General features: G+C 67.4%; 22 protein-coding genes. 6 read left to right on the forward strand and 16 right to left on the reverse strand.

All coding sequences use genetic code 11. From position 1 onward, the window contains the following. Nucleotides 1-97: 97 nt before the first annotated feature. Nucleotides 98-685: a histone gene (locus ACS5PN_RS21295; protein WP_439466014.1), complete on the forward strand. Its 588-nt coding sequence runs from the start codon at nt 98-100 to the stop codon at nt 683-685. Nucleotides 686-1,029: 344 nt separating this feature from the next. On the opposite strand, the gene ACS5PN_RS21300 is transcribed toward ACS5PN_RS21295, so the two are convergent. The 13 genes from ACS5PN_RS21300 to ACS5PN_RS21360 all read right to left on the reverse strand — a co-directional run bounded on the left by ACS5PN_RS21300 (nt 1,030) and on the right by ACS5PN_RS21360 (nt 12,603). Then, entirely contained in the window at nt 1,030-2,094 is a 1,065-nt protein-coding gene (locus ACS5PN_RS21300) for a DUF3426 domain-containing protein (RefSeq protein WP_439466015.1), read from the reverse strand. Nucleotides 2,095-2,167: 73 nt separating this feature from the next. Beyond that, nucleotides 2,168-3,055 carry a 50S ribosomal protein L11 methyltransferase gene (gene prmA / locus ACS5PN_RS21305; protein ID WP_439466388.1) on the reverse strand — a complete coding sequence of 296 codons (888 nt, stop codon included), beginning with the start codon at nt 3,053-3,055 and terminating at the stop codon, nt 2,168-2,170. A gap of 39 nt (nt 3,056-3,094) precedes the next feature. Then, nucleotides 3,095-4,444, reverse strand: a complete 1,350-nt coding sequence (gene accC / locus ACS5PN_RS21310; RefSeq protein ID WP_439466016.1) for an acetyl-CoA carboxylase biotin carboxylase subunit — start codon at nt 4,442-4,444, stop codon at nt 3,095-3,097. A 14-nt stretch (nt 4,445-4,458) separates the two neighbouring features. Continuing rightward, nucleotides 4,459-4,926: an acetyl-CoA carboxylase biotin carboxyl carrier protein gene (accB, locus tag ACS5PN_RS21315; RefSeq protein WP_439466017.1), complete on the reverse strand. Its 468-nt coding sequence runs from the start codon at nt 4,924-4,926 to the stop codon at nt 4,459-4,461. Nucleotides 4,927-4,982: 56 nt separating this feature from the next. After that, on the reverse strand, nt 4,983-5,432 hold the full coding sequence (gene aroQ, locus ACS5PN_RS21320) for a type II 3-dehydroquinate dehydratase (RefSeq protein WP_439466018.1): 450 nt from the start codon (nt 5,430-5,432) through the stop codon (nt 4,983-4,985). Nucleotides 5,433-5,548: 116 nt separating this feature from the next. Beyond that, complete coding sequence (locus tag ACS5PN_RS21325; protein ID WP_439466019.1) at nt 5,549-6,070, reverse strand: TlpA disulfide reductase family protein; 522 nt, start codon at nt 6,068-6,070, stop codon at nt 5,549-5,551. Nucleotides 6,071-6,077: 7 nt separating this feature from the next. Beyond that, nucleotides 6,078-6,662, reverse strand: coding sequence for a hypothetical protein (locus ACS5PN_RS21330; protein ID WP_439466020.1), 585 nt, complete (start codon nt 6,660-6,662; stop codon nt 6,078-6,080). After that, on the reverse strand, nt 6,659-7,372 hold the full coding sequence (gene mtgA, locus ACS5PN_RS21335; RefSeq protein ID WP_439466021.1) for a monofunctional biosynthetic peptidoglycan transglycosylase: 714 nt from the start codon (nt 7,370-7,372) through the stop codon (nt 6,659-6,661). Before mtgA ends, ACS5PN_RS21330 begins: the two co-directional genes overlap by 4 nt. After that, nucleotides 7,372-8,190 (reverse strand): shikimate dehydrogenase, encoded by an 819-nt coding sequence (gene aroE / locus ACS5PN_RS21340; protein ID WP_439466022.1) that lies wholly within the window; start codon nt 8,188-8,190, stop codon nt 7,372-7,374. The genes mtgA and aroE overlap by 1 nt, the downstream gene beginning before the upstream one ends. Further along, nucleotides 8,187-9,047 (reverse strand): energy transducer TonB, encoded by an 861-nt coding sequence (locus tag ACS5PN_RS21345; RefSeq protein ID WP_439466389.1) that lies wholly within the window; start codon nt 9,045-9,047, stop codon nt 8,187-8,189. Before ACS5PN_RS21345 ends, aroE begins: the two co-directional genes overlap by 4 nt. Then, nucleotides 9,044-11,071 (reverse strand): ribonuclease catalytic domain-containing protein, encoded by a 2,028-nt coding sequence (locus ACS5PN_RS21350; protein WP_439466023.1) that lies wholly within the window; start codon nt 11,069-11,071, stop codon nt 9,044-9,046. Before ACS5PN_RS21350 ends, ACS5PN_RS21345 begins: the two co-directional genes overlap by 4 nt. A gap of 195 nt (nt 11,072-11,266) precedes the next feature. Beyond that, entirely contained in the window at nt 11,267-12,007 is a 741-nt protein-coding gene (gene fabG, locus ACS5PN_RS21355; protein WP_439466024.1) for a 3-oxoacyl-ACP reductase FabG, read from the reverse strand. Nucleotides 12,008-12,012: 5 nt separating this feature from the next. After that, on the reverse strand, nt 12,013-12,603 hold the full coding sequence (locus ACS5PN_RS21360) for a YqiA/YcfP family alpha/beta fold hydrolase (RefSeq protein WP_439466025.1): 591 nt from the start codon (nt 12,601-12,603) through the stop codon (nt 12,013-12,015). Between the two features lie 112 nt (nt 12,604-12,715). Here ACS5PN_RS21360 and ACS5PN_RS21365 point away from each other — a divergent pair, with 112 nt between their 5' ends. Both ACS5PN_RS21365 and ACS5PN_RS21370 read left to right on the forward strand, forming a co-directional pair. Further along, nucleotides 12,716-15,376 carry a zinc-dependent metalloprotease gene (locus ACS5PN_RS21365; RefSeq protein ID WP_439466026.1) on the forward strand — a complete coding sequence of 887 codons (2,661 nt, stop codon included), beginning with the start codon at nt 12,716-12,718 and terminating at the stop codon, nt 15,374-15,376. An 84-nt stretch (nt 15,377-15,460) separates the two neighbouring features. Further along, entirely contained in the window at nt 15,461-15,871 is a 411-nt protein-coding gene (locus ACS5PN_RS21370) for a PaaI family thioesterase (RefSeq protein ID WP_439466027.1), read from the forward strand. A gap of 584 nt (nt 15,872-16,455) precedes the next feature. On the opposite strand, the gene mpl is transcribed toward ACS5PN_RS21370, so the two are convergent. The 3 genes from mpl to thiD are packed head-to-tail and all read right to left on the reverse strand — an operon-like array spanning nt 16,456 to nt 20,099. Then, on the reverse strand, nt 16,456-17,817 hold the full coding sequence (gene mpl, locus ACS5PN_RS21375; RefSeq protein ID WP_439466028.1) for a UDP-N-acetylmuramate:L-alanyl-gamma-D-glutamyl-meso-diaminopimelate ligase: 1,362 nt from the start codon (nt 17,815-17,817) through the stop codon (nt 16,456-16,458). 29 nt (nt 17,818-17,846) lie between these two features. Further along, a complete protein-coding gene (gene hemL / locus ACS5PN_RS21380; RefSeq protein ID WP_439466029.1) occupies nt 17,847-19,133 on the reverse strand; it encodes a glutamate-1-semialdehyde 2,1-aminomutase in 1,287 nt (428 codons plus the stop codon). 18 nt (nt 19,134-19,151) lie between these two features. Next, nucleotides 19,152-20,099 carry a bifunctional hydroxymethylpyrimidine kinase/phosphomethylpyrimidine kinase gene (gene thiD / locus ACS5PN_RS21385; protein WP_439466030.1) on the reverse strand — a complete coding sequence of 316 codons (948 nt, stop codon included), beginning with the start codon at nt 20,097-20,099 and terminating at the stop codon, nt 19,152-19,154. 181 nt (nt 20,100-20,280) lie between these two features. Here thiD and ACS5PN_RS21390 point away from each other — a divergent pair, with 181 nt between their 5' ends. From ACS5PN_RS21390 to ACS5PN_RS21400, 3 genes are all read left to right on the forward strand, one after another. Continuing rightward, a complete protein-coding gene (locus tag ACS5PN_RS21390; protein WP_119043521.1) occupies nt 20,281-20,433 on the forward strand; it encodes a rubredoxin in 153 nt (50 codons plus the stop codon). 70 nt (nt 20,434-20,503) lie between these two features. Continuing rightward, complete coding sequence (locus tag ACS5PN_RS21395) at nt 20,504-20,893, forward strand: response regulator (RefSeq protein WP_439466031.1); 390 nt, start codon at nt 20,504-20,506, stop codon at nt 20,891-20,893. A gap of 26 nt (nt 20,894-20,919) precedes the next feature. After that, nucleotides 20,920-21,285: a response regulator transcription factor gene (locus ACS5PN_RS21400; RefSeq protein WP_439466032.1), complete on the forward strand. Its 366-nt coding sequence runs from the start codon at nt 20,920-20,922 to the stop codon at nt 21,283-21,285. Nucleotide 21,286 lies beyond the last annotated feature (1 nt).

Below are 21,286 nucleotides of genomic sequence, written 5' to 3' on the forward strand. Positions count from 1 at the left end.
CGTTCCTCCTGAGCGACTCTCGGACGGTGAATAGCCGTATCTGCACGGACCGGTCCGTGTGGGACGGCGTCTTTTCCACTTGATCAAGGAGAAAACCATGGCAACTGCAAAGACCCCGGCTAAGGCCGCACCGAAGAAGGCCGCCGCCAAGAAGGCTGCCCCGGCGAAGAAGGCCGCTCCGGCCAAGAAGGCCGCGCCGGCGAAGAAGGCCGCTCCGGCCAAGAAGACGCCGGCGAAGAAGGCTGCTCCGGCGAAGAAGGCCGCTCCGGCGAAGAAGGCCGCTCCGGCCAAGAAGGCCGCTCCGGCGAAGAAGGCTGCTCCGGCGAAGAAGGCCGCTCCGGCCAAGAAGGCCGCCCCGGCGAAGAAGGCCGCTCCGGCCAAGAAGGCTGCTCCGGCGAAGAAGGCCGCTCCGGCCAAGAAGGCTGCTCCGGCCAAGAAGGCCGCTCCGGCCAAGAAGGCTGCTCCGGCCAAGAAGGCTGCTGCGCCCAAGAAGGCTGCTGCGCCCAAGAAGGCTGCCGCCAAGCCCGCCGCGAAGCCTGCTGCCAAGAAGGCCGCTGCTCCGAAGAAGGCTGCCGCCAAGCCTGCCCCTGCTGCCAAGCCTGCCGCTGCTGCGCCCGCTCCTGCCGCCAAGACGGCTCTGAGCCCGCAAGCTGCCTGGCCCTTCCCGACCGGCAACAAGCCCTAATCAGGCGATACGCTGACTCACCGCCGGGTGGTTCATCCACCCGGATCCCGGTGATCCAGTCCAACCCGGCCCGAGCAATCGGTGCCGGGTTTTTTATTGGGCCTCATGTCGGGGCGCGGATGCATCCGCTGACAGCTGATGCGGGCGATGCGTCGTGGTCCTACAGGAGCTCCGCGGAACGTGGCCTAGAGTCTTCTTGGGCGCAGACTCCTTGCCTCTCTCCTCGCAGCACGACAGCGCGTGCCGTCCAGACGCTTGACGTCGGATCCATCGCTCAAGTCTCGGGGACTCGCACGGTCTCTGCGCCTTTCCCCTGGCGGGTTGCGTAGCGCCCGTGCCCGCTTTCAGGGGTAGAAGATGTTGACGCTGTAGCCGCTGACCTTCTGCCCGCCGGTGCTGAACACCAGGCTCAGGCCCTGCTCCGATTCGGCGTTGAGCTGGGTCAGTGCAGGGGTCAGGGTCTCGGGGCCAAGGACGCGGCGCGAGAAGGGGGCACCATTGGCGTCGGTGAGACTCAACTCCACCCAAGGCGCTGCGACATCCACGCCGGTCTTGTTGCGCAGCGACAGGCTGAGCTTGTAGCTGCCGGTGCCGATCGGGCTCAACGCGGTCGACTCGATGCTGAGGGCATCGATGCGCCGCCAGGGCTTGATCTCGCAGCCTGCGCTGCTGCACAGCGCCTTCAGCGAGTCGCGCAGCGGCGGATGCAGGGCGGCAATCGCGTCACGGAAGTGCAGCATGACCTGCAACACCAGCAAGGCGGCAAGCACGACGGACGCGGCACCCAGGGCTGCGCGCACGGCGGGGCGATTCCAGCGTGCCGTGCTCTGGGCCTGGCGCATGAACTCGGGAACCGGGGTGTCGGCGGACTTTGCGGCCTTCTTGGCCTTGGCGGGCTTGACCGGCTTGCCAGGCCGTTCGGCCGGCTCGGCGGTGATGGGCGCCATCTCGGCCGCCGACGGCTCGGGGTCGGGATCGCGAGCCACCATGGGCTCGGGTTCGGCCACCGGTTCGGCGGCGCTCTCCTGGTCCATCCAACGCGGTTCGGGCCTGGGCTCCTGGCGGCCGTACTCCGTCGGCCAGCCGGTAGGCAAGGCCTCGCTACGCGCCTCGGGCTCGGGTGGCGGCATCCAGTCCGGCGGCGGGGTGTAGACCGGTGCCGGAGGAGGAGGAGGCGGCGGCGGGGGAGGCGGCAGCGGCTCGGGTTCGGGTTCGGGCGCGATCGCGGCCGGCGCGTACTGCACCGGCCACGGCGGCGGTGCCTCCCGTTCGATGTCGAACAGCAGTTCGCGTGCGTCGAAGATCTCAGCGCAACGGCCGCAGCGCACCCAGCCGTCGGACACGCGCAGCTGATCCTCAACGATCCTGAAGATCGTGCCGCAGGCGGTGCAGCGCGTTGCGAGGCTCATTGGTGCACCCTTCGGCCTGCGGCCTGTCCCGCCAGGCGGGAGCGAGCTTGTTTGGGGCGGCCCGGCACTTCGCTCATGCAGCGCGTCGGGCCGTCATCAGGATCCAGCCCTCTTCTTCGTCGCTGACTTCGAGGGCCAGCCAGGGTGCATAGGCGGCCTTCAGCTCGTCGGCCTGGCGGCTCAGGATGCCGGCCAGGATGAGGTTGCCACCCGGCGCGACATGGGCGCAGAGCAGGGGCGCGAGCAGCTTCAGCGGCGTGGCCAGGATGTTGGCGATGACCAGCGGGTATTCGCCGTTGGCCCGTTCGGGCAGACCGGGGTTCAGCGTGACGCCATTGGCCGACGCGTTGTCGCGCGACGAGGTGATGGCGGCAGGATCGATGTCGACGGCGTCGATGTCGTGGGCGCCGTGCAGGGCCGCGCCGATGGCGAGGATGCCGGAGCCGCAGCCGTAGTCGAGCACCCGCGGCCACGCTTGAGCATGGGTGGCGATCCAGCGCAGGCACATGCGCGTCGTCGGATGCGTGCCAGTGCCGAAGGCCAGGCCGGGGTCCAGGCGCATGACGCGCCGGGCCTGCGGCGGCGCCTGGTGCCAGCTCGGCACGATCCAGAACTCGGGCGTGATCTCGACCGGCGCGAACTGGCTCTGCGTCAGGCGCACCCAGTCCTGCTCGGGCACGGCCTGGATGGCCTGCACATGGACGTCGGCGGCCCAGTCCTGGGCCAGCAGCAGGGTGGCGGCCTCGGTGGCTTCGGGTTCGCTGGGGAAGAGGGCCTTGACGACCGAGCGTTCCCAGCCCGCCTTGGGGGCCGGCATGCCGGGCTCGCCGAACAGGGCGTGCTCGGCATCGGTGTCGGCATCGGCGTCTTCAACGGACACGGCGAGGGCGTCGATCTCCATCAGCGCATCGCTGACGGTCTCGACGTCGGCCTCGCGGCAGACCAGCGCAAGTTCAAACAAGTGACTCATGCGCCTATTGTCCCGCGACTGCCGCCGCCTTCATCGCTTGTGTGCAGCCATCCAACCTTCGAGGTAATGGATGGACGTTCCGCCCTCGATGAACTTGGCATCCGCCATCAGCTCGCGGTGCAGCGGGATGTTGGTCTGGATGCCTTCGACCACCGTCTCGCTCAGCGCGATGCGCATGCGGGCCAGGGCCTGCTCGCGCGTGTCGCCGTGGACGATGATCTTGCCGATCATGGAGTCGTAGTTGGGCGGCACGAAGTAGTTCGTGTAGGCATGCGAGTCCACACGCACGCCGGGGCCACCAGGCGCATGCCACATCGTGATGCGGCCGGGCGAGGGCACGAACTTGACCGGGTCTTCGGCGTTGATGCGGCACTCGATGGCGTGGCCGCGCATCTCGATCTGGCGCTGCGTGAAGGGCAGCTTCTCGCCGGCGGCGATCTTGATCTGCTGCTGCACGATGTCGATGCCTGTGACCAGTTCCGTCACCGGGTGCTCCACCTGCACGCGGGTGTTCATCTCGATGAAGTAGAACTCGCCGTTCTCGTACAGGAACTCGAAGGTGCCGGCGCCGCGGTAGCCCATCTTCTTGCAGGCGGCGGCACAGCGGTCGCCCACCTTCTCGATGTTGCGGCGGGGGATGCCGGGAGCCGGCGCTTCCTCGATGATCTTCTGGTGGCGGCGCTGCATCGAGCAGTCGCGCTCGCCCAGCCAGACGGCGTTCTTGAAGGTGTCGGCCAGGATCTGGATTTCCACATGGCGCGGGTTCTCGAGGAACTTCTCCATGTAGACCTCGGGGTTGCCGAAGGCGGCACCCGCTTCGGCGCGCGTCGTCTGCACGGCGTGCACCAGGGCCGCCTCGGTGTGGACGACGCGCATGCCGCGCCCGCCACCGCCGCCGGCCGCCTTGATGATGACCGGATAGCCCACCGAACGGGCGATCTTGATGATCTCCTTGGGGTCTTCCGGCAGGGCGCCTTCGGAGCCCGGCACGCAGGGCACGCCGGCGCGGATCATGGCCTGCTTGGCCGAGACCTTGTCACCCATCATGCGAATGGACTCGGGCGTCGGGCCGATGAAGGTGAAGCCGCTGCGCTCGACGCGCTCGGCAAAGTCGGCGTTCTCGCTTAGGAAGCCGTAGCCGGGGTGGATGGCCTCAGCGTCGGTGACCTCGGCTGTCGCGATGATGGCCGGCATGCTGAGATAGCTCTGCGCCGACGGTGCGGGGCCGATGCAGACGGCCTCGTCGGCCAGTCGCACGTATTTGGCGTCCCGGTCGGCCTCGGAATAGACGACGACGGACTTGATACCCAGCTCGCGACAAGCTCGCTGGATTCGCAATGCAATTTCGCCTCGGTTGGCGATGAGGACCTTCTTGAACATCAGGAAGTCCTTGTTTACTCGATCACGAACAGCGGCTGTCCGAACTCGACGGCCTGGCCGTTCTCGCACATCACCTTGGTGATGGTGCCGGTCTTGTCGGCCTCGATCTCGTTCATGATCTTCATCGCCTCGATGATGCAGATGGCCTCGCCTTCCTTGACCTGCTGGCCGACGTCGGCGAAAGGCTTGGCGTTGGGGCTGGATGCACGGTAGAAGGTGCCGACCATGGGCGACTTGACGATGTGGCCGGTCTCGACAGGCGCTGTTGCGGCCGGGGCGGCAGCGGCGGCCATCGGAGCGGCAGCGGCGGCATGCACGACCGGTGCGGCCGGAGCGGCGGTGTAGACCGGCTGCATGGCCACGGCGGCGGCCGGGTCGGACTTGACGATGCGGACCTTGCCGTCGGCCTCGGTGATTTCCAGTTCGGAGATGTTCGATTCCGAGACCAGGTCGATCAGGGTTTTGAGCTTGCGCAGGTCCATCGTGGCTCCAGGCTGTGTTGTTGTTGTGGGGAAAGGAAAGGAAGGCAGGCGCCGCTTCAGGCGCCAGCCGTTCCCAACGAATCGAGGGCGTGGCGCAACGCGAGGCGGTAGCCGTTGGCGCCCAGGCCGCAGATGACGCCCACCGCCAGCTCACTCATATAGCTGTGATGGCGGAAGGCTTCGCGGCGGTGGATATTGGACAGGTGGACCTCGATGAAGGGCAGGTCCACGGCCGCCAGCGCGTCGCGGATGGCGACGCTGGTGTGGGTGTAGGCGGCCGGGTTGATGATGATGAAGCGCGTGCCGTCGGTGCGCGCGGCCTGGATGCGGTCGACCAGAGCACCTTCATGGTTGCTCTGGAAGCTGCTCAGCGCGGCGCCGGCATCTTTCGCGATCACGCCGAGTTCGGCGTCGATCTGCGCGAGAGTCTGCGAACCGTAGACCTCGGGCTCGCGGGTGCCGAGCAGATTGAGGTTGGGCCCATGCAGGACAAGAACTTGCATCAAACGCGTGGTGACGCACCAGCCCGTAGGTCTAGAGAGCCACCACTAAATTGAGGAAGGGCGAACTTTACGCGTTTTGGCGCCGATTTCCCGCTGGATAGGGAAATTCTCGGGGTGGCTCAGCTTTTGGCCAGTTCGCGCAGCTCTTCCAGCCGGCTGACGCCCAGGCGGCGCCAGCTGATGTCGCCGGATTCGTTGAAGATCAGGGAAAAAGGCAGGCCCCCGGCCGCGTTGCCGAGTTCGCGGACCAGCCCGAGACCTTCCGGCCCGGCCAATGCGATGGCGAAGTCCAGCGGCGTCTTCTGCAGGAAGGCCTTCACGGGGTCCATCTGGTCCACCGCCAGGCCCAGCACCTGCCAGCCCTTGCCCTTGGCCTCGTTGTAGAACTGGTTGATCTCCGGCAGTTCCTTGACGCAGGGTGGGCACCAGGTCGCCCAGAAGTTGACGAGCAGGGGCTGGCCGCGCCAGCGGGCGACGTCCAGCTCGGTGCCGTCCACGCCGGCGAAACGGCGGGTCCAGAAGGCCTGGGCGACGGCCGAGACCTGGGGCGGGTTCAGCTTGCGCCAAGCCAGGGAGGCGCCGAGGGCGGCTGCTCCGAGACCGGCGCCAGCCAGCATGAGGCGGCGAGAGACTGGGCTCATGAGGGGCTCATTCCGATTCGTTCAGCAGGGTTTGCAGCGCGGCCAGGTCGCCGCGTTCGGTCTGACCGCGTGCGTCGGGCTTGAGGGCGCCGCGCAGGTCATCGAAGTCCAGGATGGTCAGGCACAGCGTCACGCGCTCGCCCAGCGCGGGGCAGGGCGTGTCGAGGATGAGCATGTCGACCTGTCGCCCGCGGCCGGCCGTCGTCTCGGCCACGTCGAAATCGATGCCGCGGTCGATCAGGGCGATCTCCGTGGCCTTGCTGTCGTCGCAATAGAGCTGAAGATGGATGTTGGACAGCCGCGTGGCCGTGCCGCGCCAGACGGCGCCGGTCAGATGGGGGCGGAATTCGGCCAGGCGCGCCATCCACAGCGCGGCCAGTTCGCGCAGGGCGCGCAACTCGGCCGGCTGGGTGTCGGCATGGAAGATGGCGATGTGCTCGCGCACCGCGTCCTCGACCTCGTCGTTGCCGGGCAGGGCGGCACGTGGCACGCCGAGGTCGCGGGCCGCGCGCTGTTTGGCCGGCCCCCAGTCCATGCCTTCGTCGACGATGAGGCGGGCGGCCGCGGCCGCGATTTCTTCCGAATCACTCATGGAAGTTGGGCGCTGTTCATGCGCCCGCTGATGACGCCGGCCCGCCCCATCACATAGGGCGAGGTGGGCTGGCGCTCGAAGCGCTTGGGCGCCGGCAGCATGACGGCCAGGCGTGCGGCCTCGAACGTGCCGAGGCGTGCCGCGTCGACATGGAAGTAATGGCGGGCTGCCGCCTGGGCACCAAACAGGCCTTCGCCCCATTCGACGCTGTTCAAATAGATCTCCAGGATGCGGCGCTTGTCGAGCAGGCCCTCCAGCATCAGCGTCAGGATCAGCTCCTGGCCCTTGCGCAGCAGGGTGCGCTCACCGGACAGGAAGAGGTTCTTGGCCAGCTGCTGGGTGATGGTCGAGCCGCCGATGACCTTGGCCGTCGGCTTGCCGCGCGCCTCGGCGCGGGCCTGCGCCTTCTCGTTCTTCTTCCAGGCGCCCTTCAGCGCATCCCAGTCGACGCCGCCGTGCTCGGCGAATGAGTCGTCCTCGCTGGCGATGACGGCGCGCTTCAGCGTGGTGGCCAGCTGGGCGTCGTCCACCCATTGCTGGCTCCAGGCGACCTGCTGCTTTTCCTTCAGCAGGCGCAGGGCCTCGCTGCGCTGGAAGCTGGTCGACTGCGGCGCGATGAAGCGCATCATCAGGATGCGCCCGGCAAACCAGAGCTGCAGGCACAGCACGGCCAGGGCCAGCACGGCCACGAGGCGGCCGACGTGGCGCATCACAGCGAGTCCCTCAGCGCCTTCAATACCGGCGCGGTGTCGGGCCGCTGGCCGCGCCAGAAGAAGAAGGCCTCGGCCGCCTGCTCGACCAGCATGCCCAGGCCGTCTCGCGGCTCGGCGCCATGGGCCGCGGCCCAGTCCAGGAAGCTCTGCGCCTTGGGGCCGTACATCATGTCCAGGGCCAGGGCGCCGGGCTTGAGCACGCGCGCGTCGACGGGTGAAGCCGCGCCGGCGAGGCTGGTGCTGGTGGCGTTGACGATGATGTCGTGGGCCGCCGGCGCATCGGCCAGCGTCGCAGCGGCAAGCTCAACGCCCAGATGGGCGTGGCTGGCCACCAGGCTCTGGGCCTTGTCGACCGTTCGATTGACGACGGTGATGCGAGCGGGCCTGGCCGCGATCAGGCTGCCCAGCACGCCCGCGGCCGCGCCACCCGCGCCGACCAGCAGCACCTGCAGGCCTTCGAGCGGTCGGCGTGCGTTGCGCTGGATGTCGTTGACGAGGCCCGCGCCGTCGGTGTTGTCACCGACCCAGCCGCCTTCGTCGAAGCGCAGCGTGTTGACGGCGCAGGCCAGAGCCGCGCGTTCCGTGTGCTCCGTCGCCAGCGCAAAGGCTTCGAACTTGAAAGGCACGGTGATGTTGCAGCCCTTGGCGCCGGCCGCCGCGAAGCCGCGCAGCGTGGCCTCGAAGCCGTCCAGCGGTGCGAGCAGGCGCTCGTAGACCAGGCTCTGCCCGGTCTGCTCAGCAAACATCGCGTGGATGGCCGGCGAGCGGCTGTGCTCGACCGGGTTGCCGACCACCGCGTATTTGTCCATCGTCATTGCGGCAGCCCCTGCAGCGTCGTTTCCAGGTTCTCGTCGCGCGTGAACTTGAAGCGTGAGGTGATGACCAGCACCTCGGCGCCGCGCAGCATCTCCTTGCTGAAATTGCCGAAGGGCGAGGCCGCCTGCACGATGGCGATGGCGCGCCGGTCCAGCGTCGGGTTGCCGCTGGAGGCGACGATCTCGGTCTCGATGACGCGACCCTTGTGGTCGATGTGGATGTTCATGGTCAGCTCGCCGTAGAGCTTCTTGCCGCGCGATTCGGGGAAGTCGCGTGTGCCCTTCTCCTCGATGCGGCGGCGCAGGCCGTCGTAGTACTGGGCGTAGACGACCTCGCGCGTGGCCGGGCTCACATAGCGCTTGCGCGGCCGGGCGCTCTCCTCGTTGACGCGCTTCTCGATCTCGGCGAGCAGGTCGACGAGCTGGCGGCGCTTTTCGGCCAGGGCGCGCTCGGTGGCGTCGGTCTTCTCGCGGCGCGGGTCGGGCGGCGGCAGCAGGGCCAACTCCCGTCTCACCTGGGTCAGCAACTGCTGTTGCTGCTGCTGCAACTGGGCGATATGCGAGCTCTGCGATTCGGCCGCGTCGCCCATCTCGTTCTGTCGCGCGGGCGGCAGCGGCGATGTCGCCCGGCCGGTCTCCATATTGCCCCCGCCAGCCAGGTTGGCCTGGGCCAGGGCCTGGGCCTTGACGGGAGGCTCGTTGGAGCGCGTGTTGACCAGCACCACCTCGAGCGGCGTGTCCTGGAAGATGCGATTGAAGGCCTCGGGCGCGGCAATGCGCAGGCTCAGCAGTGCGGCATGCACGCCAAGCGAAAACGCCAGCGCGATCTGCAGCGTGCTGAGCTTGGGCATCTTCAGTTGGACGACGCGGCTTCGGCCGGCTCAGCTTCGTTGACGTCGATCGCGAGCGTCAGCGGTGCCGCCGCGGCCTCGAGCTCGTCATCGTCGCCTTCGGATTCGTCGGCCGGCGCCGTCTCGTCCAGACGTTCGATCAGCGTGGCATGCACGTCCAGCGTCATCTCGTCCAGGCCGGTGATGCGCACCTTCACATGGCTGCCGCGCGGCAGAGAGTCGCAGCCCAGGGCCTTGAAGACCAGGGGCAGATCGTCGGCCCGCACCAGGCCTTCCTTCATGACGCTGGCGGTCAGCTCGGTCGTGCCGTTCTGCTGCAGCCAGCGCAGCGTCCAGAAGCGCTCGATGCCATTCTGGAAGCCGTTGTAGGCCGCATAGGCGGCCTCGAAGCCCGAGATGATGGAGAAGAGCTGGGCGTCCTTGGGCTTGAAGGGCGCGACCAGCGCCGCCGTCTTGCCATGCCGGGCGGCGGCAATGATCTGCCACTGGTTGACCAGGTCGACATAGCGGCGCAGCGGCGAGCTGGCCCAGGTGTAGCTGGACACGCCCATGCCGGCGTGGGGCAGGGCCTTGACGCCCATGCGCACCTTGATGCCGGGCGCGAGGCTGGCCTGGCTGCGGTAGATGCCGGGCAGGCCCAGCTCGGCCAGCCAACCGCCCCAGGCGGAATTGGCCAGGATCATGGCCTCGGCCACGATCAGGTCCAGCGAGCTGCCGCGGGCGCGCACGCTGATCTCGACCGACTCGCTGCCGTTGGGCGCTTCCGAGCGCTCGCCGGCGAGGCGGAAGTTGTAGTCGGGCCGGTTGAAGTTTTCGGGCTTGCCGCGCACCACCTCGCGCTGGGCCTTCAGATGCTTGGCCATGCGCCAGGTGAAGGCGAGTTCTGGAGCGAACAGATAGTCTGCCGGCGCTTCGCCCGACAGCGTGGCATCGGTGACGATGCCGTCCAGCTTGTCGTGGCGCAGGTTGGCGGCGATGTGCACGCGCTCCAGCCGGGTCTCGCGGCTCTTGATCTCGAACGTCGCCTCGTCCATCGTGAAATAGATGGACACGGCCGGGCAGTCACGGCCCTCGATCAGCGTGTAGGCCTGCACGACCTCGTCGGGCAGCATGGTCAGCTTCCAGCCCGGCATGTAGACGGTGGACAGGCGCTCGCGGGCCACCTTGTCGACGGCCGAATCCGGCGTGATGGCCAGGCCGGGGGCGGCGATGTGCACGCCGAAGGTGACGGTGCCCGTGCCCAGGCCCTGTACCGACAGCGCATCGTCGATCTCGGTGGTCTGCGAGTCGTCGATGGAGAAGGCCTGCACCGGGCTCAGCGCCAGTTCGTCCTTGATGGCCGGCGCCGTCAGGGCCGGGAAGCCGACGCCCTTGGGGAAGTTCTCGAACAGGAAGCGCTTCCAGTGGAACTGGTAGGGGCTGGTGATGGCGCCGGCCGCCTGCAGCAGGTCCAGCGGCGCCTTGTGCGAGCGCTTGCTCGCCTCGACGACGGCCTTGTACTCGGGGCCGTTCTTGTCGGGCTTGAAGAGGATCTTGTAGATCTGGTCCTGGATGGGCTGGGGGCAGGCGCCCTGCACCAGTTCTTCGGCCCAGGCCTCGATCTGCAATTGCTGCTGGCGCTTGCGCTCGATGCCGAGCAGCGCGGCCTTGACGATGTCCTCGGGGGCCTTCTTGAACTGGCCCTTGCCGGCGCGGCGGAAATAGTGCGGCGCGTCGAAGAGGCGGAACAGGGCGGCGGCCTGCTGCACGATGCCGGCCTTGGCATCGAAATAGTCGCGGGCCAGGTCGGCGAAGCCGAACTCCCCCTCGGGGGCGAATTCCCAGGCCAGGTCCAGGTCGATCTCGTCGGCCAGCTGGCGGGCCTCGGCCAGCAGCACGGCAGGCGCCGGCTGTTCGAATTTCAACAGCACATTGGCGGACTTGACCTTGACCCGCTTGCCCGAGTCCAGCTCGACCTGCAGCGAGGCATCGGCCTCCGACATCACCCGGCCGGCGAGGAATTTCCCGGCGTCATCAAAAAGCGCAAACATAAGTCTGGGATTGTCGCCTCAGTTCTCCAGGGCGCCGGGCGTTGTGCCGTTCGGGCCGAGCGACGGGCCGCTCCCTAGCCGGCCCGCGTTGGCAATGTGCTTGCGGCTCGATGCCGCAAGCATTGCCGTCCCCTCGGGGGACCGGTCAGACGCCCCTCGTTCAGCGGTGTGCGGCTGAACGAGGGGCTTCCCGTTCTAGACTGTCATGCCGCCGGAGACCTCGATGACCGCGCCGTTCACGTAGCTCGCTTCGTCGCTCGCCAGGAAGGCGTAGACGTTGGCGATCTCCTCGGGCTTGCCCAGGCGCTTCAGCGGCACATGGGCGCGCATCTCCTCCAGCACCTTGTCGGGGATGGTGCCGAGGATGGGGGTGTCGATGAAGCCGGGAGCGATGGCGTTGACGCGCACGCCCTTGGGGCCAAGCTCGCGGCTCCAGGTCTTGGTGAAGCCGATGACGCCGAACTTGGCGGCCGCGTAATTGGTCTGGCCGAAGTTGCCGTAGATGCCGACCACCGACGAGGCATTCAGGATAACGCCCGAACCCTGCGCCACCATGGTGTCGGCCACGGCCTGGGCGCAGTGGAAGACGCCGCGCAGGTTGACGTCGATGACGGCATCGAACTGGGCCAGCGTCATCTTCTGCAGGCGGGCGTCCTTGGTGATGCCGGCGTTGTTGACCAGCACGTCGATGCGGCCGAAGTCGGCCAGCACGGCGGCCACCATCAGGTCGACCGACACGCGGTCGGCCACGTCCACCGTGTAGCCCTGGGCGGTGGCGCCGAGCCTCTCGCAGGCCTTGACGGCGGCTTCGACGCCCTCGGGGCGCAGGTCGCAGGCGATGACGATGGCGCCTTCGCGGGCGAATTTCAGCGCAGTGGCCAGGCCGATGCCCTGGGCCGCGCCCGTGATGATGCAGACCTTGTTCTGGAGTTTCATCGTCGTCATGGCTTCGTCAGGAATTCCGTCAGGGGTTGCAGATGGTCGTCGAAATCGGTGAGGCCATGATCGCTGCCCTCCAGCACTTCGCCGTCGCAGCCGGCATAGCGGGCCAGCATCTCGCGCCAGTCCAGCAATTCGTCGCCCTTGGCGATCAGCGCGTAGTAGCGGGCGGGGTTGTGCAGCCGCGCCGGCGGCCTCAGCGCGGCCAGTTCGGCCACATGACGGGCCGTGAACTCGAACTGCAGCTGCGGGTCGTGCCAGGCCGTCAGCGTGCCGATGTGGCGGGCCAGGTCGCGGGCCGGGTCGACGGCCGGGTTCAGTACGGCGGCGCGCCAGCCGCGGTGGGCCGGCTGCTCGGCAACGAAGGTGGCATAGAAGCCGCCCAGCGAGCTGCCGATGACGGCGGCGCCTTGTGCCGGCCAACCCTGGATGAGGCCGGCGACCAGCTCCATGGCCTCCAGCGGCGAGGGCGGCAGTTGCGGTGCCACGAAGCTCAGGCCCTGTTCGGCTGCCCAGGCTGCCATGCGGCGCGCCTTGGCCGAGGCCGGCGAGGAGCGAAAGCCGTGCAAATAGAGCAGATGTGTGAGATCCATGACGGAAGTTTTGACGTGAAGTTTTGTGCCCCTGCGACGGGGGCGGACGCGGATTGACGCGAGTGTCGCTGCCCGCCACAGTGCCTGCCTTTCCGCATTCCCGGACCGCCCCATGAATCCGATGTCCCGCACCGCCCTGGCCACCGCCGTCCTGCTCGCAATGGCTGCGGTCGCCCAAGCCCAGACCCCGCCTGCTCCCGCCGGTGCCGCCTCCGCTCCCGGCAGCGCACGCCCCGCGGCCGACCCCACCGCCCCCAAGCCCTTTGCCGACGTCATCAAGGGCGCCAAGGAGCAGCCGGGCCTGTTCCCGATCTGGCGCAAGGACGAGAAGGTCTGGATCGAGATCCCCAAGGAGGCTTTCAACAAGCCCTTCCTGTTCAGCGTCAACGTGGCCAACGCCGTGGGTGAGCGGGGTCTGTACGCCAGCCAGATGCTGGGCGACGAGATGGCCGAATGGCGCCGCATCGGCAACCATGTGCAGCTGATCGCGCTGAACACCAAGTTCCGCACCGCCAACCCGTCCAGCAAGCTGGCCATCGAGCAGGCCTTCTCGCCCAGCCTGATCGCCGCCACGCCGGTGGCCAGCGCCGACCACCCGGACCGCAAGTCGGTGCTCGTCGATGCCAGCGGCCTGCTGCTGGGCGACATCCCCGGCTACTCGACGCGCCTGGAGTTCGCCTACCGCCTGCCGTTCGCGCCCGACCGCACCAATTCCTTCATCGAGGCCACGCGCGCCGATGCCCAGGTGTCCACGCTGACCTCGCGCGTGCACTTCGCCACGCCACGCATCCCGGCGCCGGCCCTGGTGCCGCCGCCCGTGCCGACGCCGACGCCGCCCCAGGCCACGCCGGACCCGCGCTCGATGTTCTTCAGCTTCGTCTACAGCTTCCGTGCCCTGCCTGAAGCGCCGGCCGCCGTGCGCCATGCGGACCCGCGTCTGGGCCACTTCATGGAGAGCTACGCCGACTTCGGCGACGACCTCAACGCCAACCCGCGCGTGCACATGATTGCCCGCTGGCGCCTGGAGAAGAAGGACCCGGCCGCCGCCCTGTCCGAGCCGGTCCAGCCCATCGTCTACTGGATGGACAAGAACATCCCCGAGAAGTACCGCGCCGCGGTCAAGGCCGGCATCGAGGAGTGGAACAAGGCCTTCGAGAAAATCGGCTTCAAGGACGCCGTGCAGGCCAAGCAGCAGCCCGACGATGCTGACTGGGACAACATGGACTCGACGCACGCGTCCATCCGCTGGTTCACCGGCTCCGACGTCGGCTTCGCCATCGGCCCGAGCAACCGCGATCCGCGCACCGGCGAAATCCTGGACGCGGACATCGGCATGAGCGACGTCTTCGGCCGCGGCTCGCGCCGCCTGGCCACCGACGACATCCTGCCGGGCGCCCAAGCCTTCAACAGCGCCTGGATGGGCGAGCGCAGCCAGCACCTGGCCGAGCAGAACTGCAGCTACATGGCCGACCAGGCCAACGAGCTCGGCTTCGCGCTGGACCTGCTGTCGCTGCGCGACGGCATGGACATGAACGGTCCCGAGGCCGAGGCCCTGGCCCAGGCCGTCATCAAGGACGTGGTCATGCACGAGGTCGGCCACACCCTGGGCCTGAAGCACAACTTCCGTTCCTCCACGACCATCACCCAGGCCCAGCTCAAGGACAAGGCCTTCACCGAGGCCCATGGCATCTCCAACTCGGTGATGGACTACAACGCCTACAACCTGCCGCTGAAGGGCGAGCCCAAGGCCAGCCTGACCAACACGACGCTGGGCGCCTACGACTACTGGGCCATCGAGTACGCCTACAAGCCGATCGCCGCGGAGCAGGAAGCGGCCGAACTGGCCAAGATCGCCGCGCGCTCGACCGAGCCGCAGCTGGCCTATGGCGACGACTTCGACCAGGGCGTTGGCGGCCCCTACGACGGCTTCGACCCGCGCACCAACCAGCGCGACCTGGGTGACGACCCCCTGGCCTATGCCAAGAAGCGCCTGAAGCTGAGCCAGGAGTTGTGGGAACGCGTGCAGTCGCGCCCGGCCGCCGTCGGCGACGACCCGCTGCGCAACCGCCGCTCCATCTTCGAGAGCTTCCGCCAGTTGGGCATGACGGCCAACAACATCAGCAAATACGTCGGGGGCCTGTATGCCGAGCGCGTGGTGCCGGGTGTCACGACCGGCCCGGCCTTCAAGCCGGTGGACAACGTCCAGCAGCGTGAAGCCCTGCGCTTCATCGCCAGCGGCCTGCTGTCCAGCGATTCGTTCAAGTTCAAGCCCGAGTTCCTCGTCACTCAGACCCTGGACTACAACGAGTGGGATCGCGGCCTGCCGCTGTCCATCCCCGACAGCGTGGCCGCGCTGCAGGGCCGCGTGCTGGACCGCCTGATGTCGCCCAACACGGCTCGCCGCCTCATCGAGCAGGGCGCCTACCTGCCCGAAGCCCAGCGCAAGGGCGCGGTGTCGCTGAGCGAGGTCTACGGCACGCTGCAGGGCGCCATCTTCAGCGAGCTGAAGACCGGTGCCGAGATCGACCGCATGCGCCGCAGCCTGCAGCGCGAGTACCTGCGCCGCCTGCAGGGGCAACTGAACCGCGCGACCAACGGCGCGACGGTCTATGCCGACGCCTTCTCGATGGCCCGCTGGCATGCCAGCCAGCTCGCCAACGAGCTGCGCGTGGCGTCGGCCAAGCCGGGCCTGTCGGTCGAGACGCGCGCCCATCTGGCCGAGACGCTGGACATGCTGAACTCGATGCTGAAGGCGACTTTGGTGCGCGGCTGATCGGCTTCGCGCTTTGTCAAAAGGCCGGCTTCATGCCGGCCTTTTTTCTTGTCATAGCATGGCCGCCACTTCGAGAAATCCGCCATGTCCACACCCGACCAACTGAATCAATTCGGTGCTCACAACCTGCCTGGTTATCTCGGCATCGTCATCACCGACGTGAAGCCCGGCGAGATCCATGCCGAGCTGTCGGTGCGGCCCGAGCTGATGGCCCCCAACGGCTTTCTGCACGCGGGCAGTGTGGTCACGCTGGCGGATACCTGCGCGGGCTATGGCTGTGTGCAGGCGCTGCCGGAAGGGGCCGTGGGCTTCACGACGGTGGAGCTGAAGTCCAACCACCTCGGCACAGCGCGCGAGGGCACGATTGCCTGCGTGGCCAAGGCGGTGCACCTGGGGAGGACGACGCAGGTGTGGGATGCGGTGGTCACGAACAAGGACACGGGGAAGACGATGGCCTTGTTCCGGTGTACGCAGATGGTGTTGTACGGGAAGTGAGTTTGGGTAGCTTGCCTTTGCCGGCGTCCTCATGACTCGTATGCAGTGCCGCCGGAATCCGCCCGGCGAGGGCGGGTAACTTTCTTCTGACGCGCCAGAAGAAAGTCACCAAAGAAGAGCGCTAACGCAATCCGCACTCGAGAGGTGTCGTGCGCTCGCGGTGCTCGGAGTGGGGCCGTGCCTACACGCGACCCGCTGCGCTCTCGCTGCTGTCCCTGTGACGACCATCACGGATCGCCGCTTCACCACCGTTAACGCCGGCTGCACGCCGGGCTCACCAGGAAATACCGAACAGCCGCGTCGCCCGAGCGACGCTGCATTTGGCATTTCTCGTGAGCCCGGCGTGCAGCCGCGCGTTCATTGGCCCGCTGTTGCGAGCGATGGTGCTCTTCATAGGGACAGCAGCGAGAGCGAAGCGGGTCGCGTCTTCCCGCAATGCCGCTGGCCGTTTTCGCGCGCCGCCCATTGCGGCGTCGGGATGGTGTGCGGTTCAGGGCCTCTTCTTTGGTGACTTTCTTCTGGCCCCGCAGAAGAAAGTTACCCGGCCGCCGAGACGGACTCCCGGCAATGCAGCGATGAAGCGGCTACTTCCCCAGCGCAGCTAACAGCTTCTCGTGAATGCCACCGAAGCCACCGTTGCTCATGCAGAGCAAGTGATCCCCAGGCTTCGCCACCTTGACGACAGCAGCCACCAACTCATCCACATCCGCGCCCACCACAGCCTGCTGACCCATCGGCGCCAGCGCCTCCTTCGCATCCCAGCTCAGCCCCTGCTGATTGCAGAAGGCGAGGTCGGCCTCCTCCAATGCCCACGGCAGTTGAGCCTTCATCGTCCCAAGCTTCATCGTGTTGGAGCGCGGCTCGAAGATGGCGAGGATGCGGTCGGCCGGCGCGACGCGGCGGCGCAGGCCGTTGATGGTGGTGCGGATGGCCGTCGGATGGTGCGCGAAGTCGTCGTAGACCTTGATGCCACGCGCTTCGCCACGCAGCTCCATGCGCCGGCGCACGTTCTGGAACTCGGCCAGGGCCGCGGCTGACTGCTCGGGCGGCGCGCCAACATGCTCGGCCGCCGCAATGGCGGCCAGCGCATTGAGCTGGTTGTGCTCGCCGATCAGGCCCCATTCCACACGGGCAACCTTCAAGCTGCCGCGCAGCACGTCGAAGGCCTGCGGCTCGCCGCGGGCGCGCAGCATGCCGGCTTCTTCTTTCTTGGCGCCGAAGCGCTGCACCTCGCTCCAGCAGCCGCGGGCGATGACGCGCTGCAGGGCCTCCTCGCGGGCGTTGACGACCAGGCGGCCGCTCGCGGGTACGGTGCGCACGAGGTGGTGGAACTGGGTCTCGATGGCGGCCAGGTCCGGGAAGATGTCGGCGTGGTCGTGCTCGAGGTTGTTCAGGATGGCCGTGCGCGGGCGGTAGTGCACGAACTTGCTGCGCTTGTCAAAGAAAGCGGTGTCGTACTCATCCGCCTCGATGACGAAGGCCTTGCCCTCGCCGAGACGAGCCGATACGCCGAAGTTCTGCGGCACGCCGCCCACCAGGAAGCCGGGCTTGTGGCCCGCATGTTCCAGGATCCAGGCCAGCATGGACGTCGTCGTCGTCTTGCCATGCGTGCCGGCCACGGCCAGCACATGGCGGCCCTGCAGCACATGCTCGGCCAGCCATTGCGGGCCCGACGTGTAGGGCAGGCCGGCGTCGAGGATGGCTTCCATCAGCGGGAAGCGCTCGCCGCGGGTGACGACGTTGCCGATGACGAAGACATCGGGCTTGAGCTCCAGCTGCTCGGCGCCGAAGCCGGTGATCAGCTCGATGCCCAGGGCCTCGAGCTGGGTGCTCATCGGCGGGTAGACGTTGGCGTCGCAGCCCGTGACCTTGTGGCCGGCTTCGCGCGCGAGTGCCGCGAGGCCGCCCATGAAGGTGCCGCAGATGCCGAGGATGTGGAGATGCATGTCAGCGCGCCCCTCAGGGCGTCAAAGGATCAGCGCAAGGCGGTGCGCGCGGCCGCGAGGGTGGCCTCGATGTCGGCCTCGCTGTGCGCCGCCGACACGAAACCCGCTTCGTACAAGGCCGGAGCAAGATAGATGCCGGCGTCCAGCATCGCATGGAAGAAGCGGTTGAAGCGCTCCTTGTCCGTCGTCATGACGGTGGTGTAGTTCTGCGGCAGCTCGGGCAGCAGGAAGAAGCCGAACATGCCGCCTTCGCAGTCGGCACTGAAAGGCACGCTGTTCTCTCTCGCCACGGCCTTGAGGCCGTCGACGAGCTGCGAGGTCTTGGCCGACAGCGACTCGAAGAAGCCGGGTTTCTGGATCTCGCGCAGCGTCGCCAGACCGCAGGCCGTGGCCACCGGGTTGCCGGACAAGGTGCCGGCCTGGTAGACGCCACCCAGGGGCGCCAGATGTTGCATGACCTCGCGCTTCGCGCCGAAGGCGGCCAGCGGCATGCCGCCGCCGATGACCTTGCCGAAGACCGAGATGTCGGGCGCAAAGCCGGGAATCAGCTTCGCATAGTGGGCCTGCGCCGAACCCAGGCCGACGCGGAAGCCCGTCATCACCTCGTCCAGCACCAGCAGGGCGCCGTGCTGGGTGCAGAGCTTGCGCAGCGCCGTCATGAAGGGCAGGGAGGCGCGCACGAAATTCATGTTGCCGGCAATGGGCTCGATGATGACGCAGGCCAGCTCAGCCCCGTACTGGGCGAAGGCGGCTTCGAGCTGCTCGACGTTGTTGTATTCCAGCACCACGGTGTCGGCCGCAGCGCCTGGCGTGACGCCGGCGCTGGTGGGGTGGCCGAAGGTGGCCAGGCCCGAGCCGGCCTTGACCAGCAGGGCGTCGGTATGGCCGTGGTAGCAGCCCTCGAACTTGATGAACTTGGCGCGGCCGGTGGCGCCGCGAGCCAGGCGGATGGCGCTCATCGTCGCTTCGGTGCCCGAACTGACGAGGCGCACCTGGTCCATGCTGGGCACAAGCTTGAGGATCTCCTCGGCCAGCTCGATCTCTCGCTCGGTCGGTGCACCGAAGGAGAAGCCCTCTGCGGCGGCCTTCGTGACGGCCTCCAGCACGGCCGGATGGCCGTGGCCCAGGATCATCGGGCCCCAGGAGCCGATGTAGTCGACGTAGCGTTTGCCTTCGGCATCCAAGATGTAGGCGCCGTCACCGCGGGCGATGAAACGAGGCGTGCCGCCGACGGCGCGGAAGGCGCGCACGGGCGAGTTGACGCCACCAGGAATGACGCGCGCGGCGCGCTCGAAGAGCTCGATATTGCTGGCCATGGGGACAGGATCAGGAAATTAGTGCATGCGCCGCGGCGTCTTGGGCGGCTGCTCGGGTTCGGGATCGGGCTCGAAGTCGGGCGGCTCGCCGCCTTCCTCGTCGGCGGCGGGCAGGGCCCAGAAGAAGCGGTCGGGAATGACATTGCCCATGCCGGGGCGGAAGCCCGCGTCCAGCGACTGGTCCAGGAAGGACAGGGCCTCGCTGACGGCCGAGTGCAGTTCGGCGCCCACCGACAGCAGGGCCGCGAGGGCCGCCGACAGCGTGTCGCCGGAGCCGACGAAGGCGGTCTCGAAGCGCTCGAACTTCTCTCCCGTGATGGGGCCCTGGGCGTTGGCCAGCACGTTGTCCACGAACTGGTTGGGCAGCTGGATGCCGGTCACCAGCACATGCTGGGCGCCGGCCTGGGCCGCGGCCACGGCCAGCTCGCGGGCCGACGGCGCGCGCTCGTTGTCCCAGTCGGGCAGCAGGAAGTCGGTCATGGTCTTGTGGTTGCCCACCAGGACCGCCGTCTGCGGCAGCACCAGCTCGCGCACGGCGTCCAGATAGCTCTGCTGGTCGTCTTCGTCGATCCAGGCGACCGAGGGCAAATAAGTAACCAGAGGTACATCCGGATAGTCGCTCAGCACCTCGGCGACGGCGGCCACCGCCTCGGCGTTGCCGAGGAAGCCGACCTTCCAGGCGGTGATGGGCACGTCCTCGAGGATGTGGCGGGCCTGCTCGGCGACAGTGTCGGGATCGAGGTTCTCGTGCTCGAAGACCTCGGCCGTGTCGCGCAGCACGACGGCCGTGACGACGGGCAGGCAGTGGGCCCCCATGGCCGCTATGGTGGCCACGTCGCCGGCCAGGCCACCGGCGCCGGAGGCGTCGCTGGCATTGAAACTGAGCACACAGGCCGGCGGCGGGCTCTCCTGCTCGTCCTGGGGTTCATCGACCTCGGGGTCGGTGGTGAGGGGTGTTGGGCTCATGGGAAGGTCGTTGCGGATGCGGTCAATTGGTGCCGCAAAGCGTGGAGTCTGCCGCTAAAAGGGCGCTTATGAGGCCCTGGGCACAGGCGTTTGCCCTCAGCATTGCGCTCTCGGGCCCTGGCTAGAATGATTCGATTGTAGTGAGCAAACTCTAAGCACCGTGAGCGAACCCAGTACCTGGATGTGCCTGATCTGTGGATGGATCTATGACGAAGCGACAGGCGATCCTGAGCATGGCATTGCGCCCGGCACCGCCTGGGCCGATGTGGACATGAACTGGACCTGCCCCGATTGCGGTGCCCGCAAAGAGGATTTTGAGATGGTGCGCATCTGACTCGGCCTCAAAAGCCTCACGGGGGGCCGAGAAGGCCTGACCCCGAGCTGAAGTTTCGAGGAGACGACGTTTGAACGAGCAAGTTTCCGGTGCGGGACCTACCCGCATCCTGGTCATCGACGACAGCAACACCATCCGCCGCAGCGCGGAGATTTTCCTGAAGCAGGGCGGCCATACGGTGGCCCTGGCGGAGGACGGCTTTGACGCGTTGGCCAAGCTGGGCGACTTTCATCCCGATCTCGTGTTCTGCGACATCCTGATGCCGCGCCTGGATGGCTATCAGACCTGCGCCATCATCAAGCGCAACCCGCAGTTTTCGGGAGTGCCGGTGATCATGCTGTCGTCCAAGGACGGCCTCTTCGACAAGGCCCGCGGGCGCATGGTGGGCTCGCAGGACTACCTGACCAAGCCTTTCACCAAGGACCAGCTGCTTCAGGCGGTGCTGCAGCACCGGCCCTGAGAAGCACGTAAAGAAAGAGAACTGCCATGAGCATTCAGAACATCCTGCTGGTTGATGATTCCAAGACCGAACTGCATGCCCTTTCGGAGATGCTGGTCAAGCGCGGCTTCAATGTCCGCACGGCCGAGAACGCCGAGGAAGCCATGAAGCGCCTGGCCGAAGGCAAGCCTGACCTGATCCTGATGGACGTCGTCATGCCGGGCCAGAACGGCTTCCAGCTGACCCGCGCCATCACCCGTGACGAGCGCTATATCGGCATCCCCATCATCATGTGCACCAGCAAGGGCCAGGAGACCGACAAGGTCTGGGGCATGCGCCAAGGCGCCAGCGACTATGTCGTCAAGCCCGTCAAGGCCGAAGAACTGCTGGCCAAGATCAAGGCTCTCGGCTGAC

This window comes from Roseateles sp. NT4 (assembly GCF_051857475.1).
Taxonomy (GTDB): Bacteria; Pseudomonadota; Gammaproteobacteria; order Burkholderiales; family Burkholderiaceae_C; genus Pelomonas.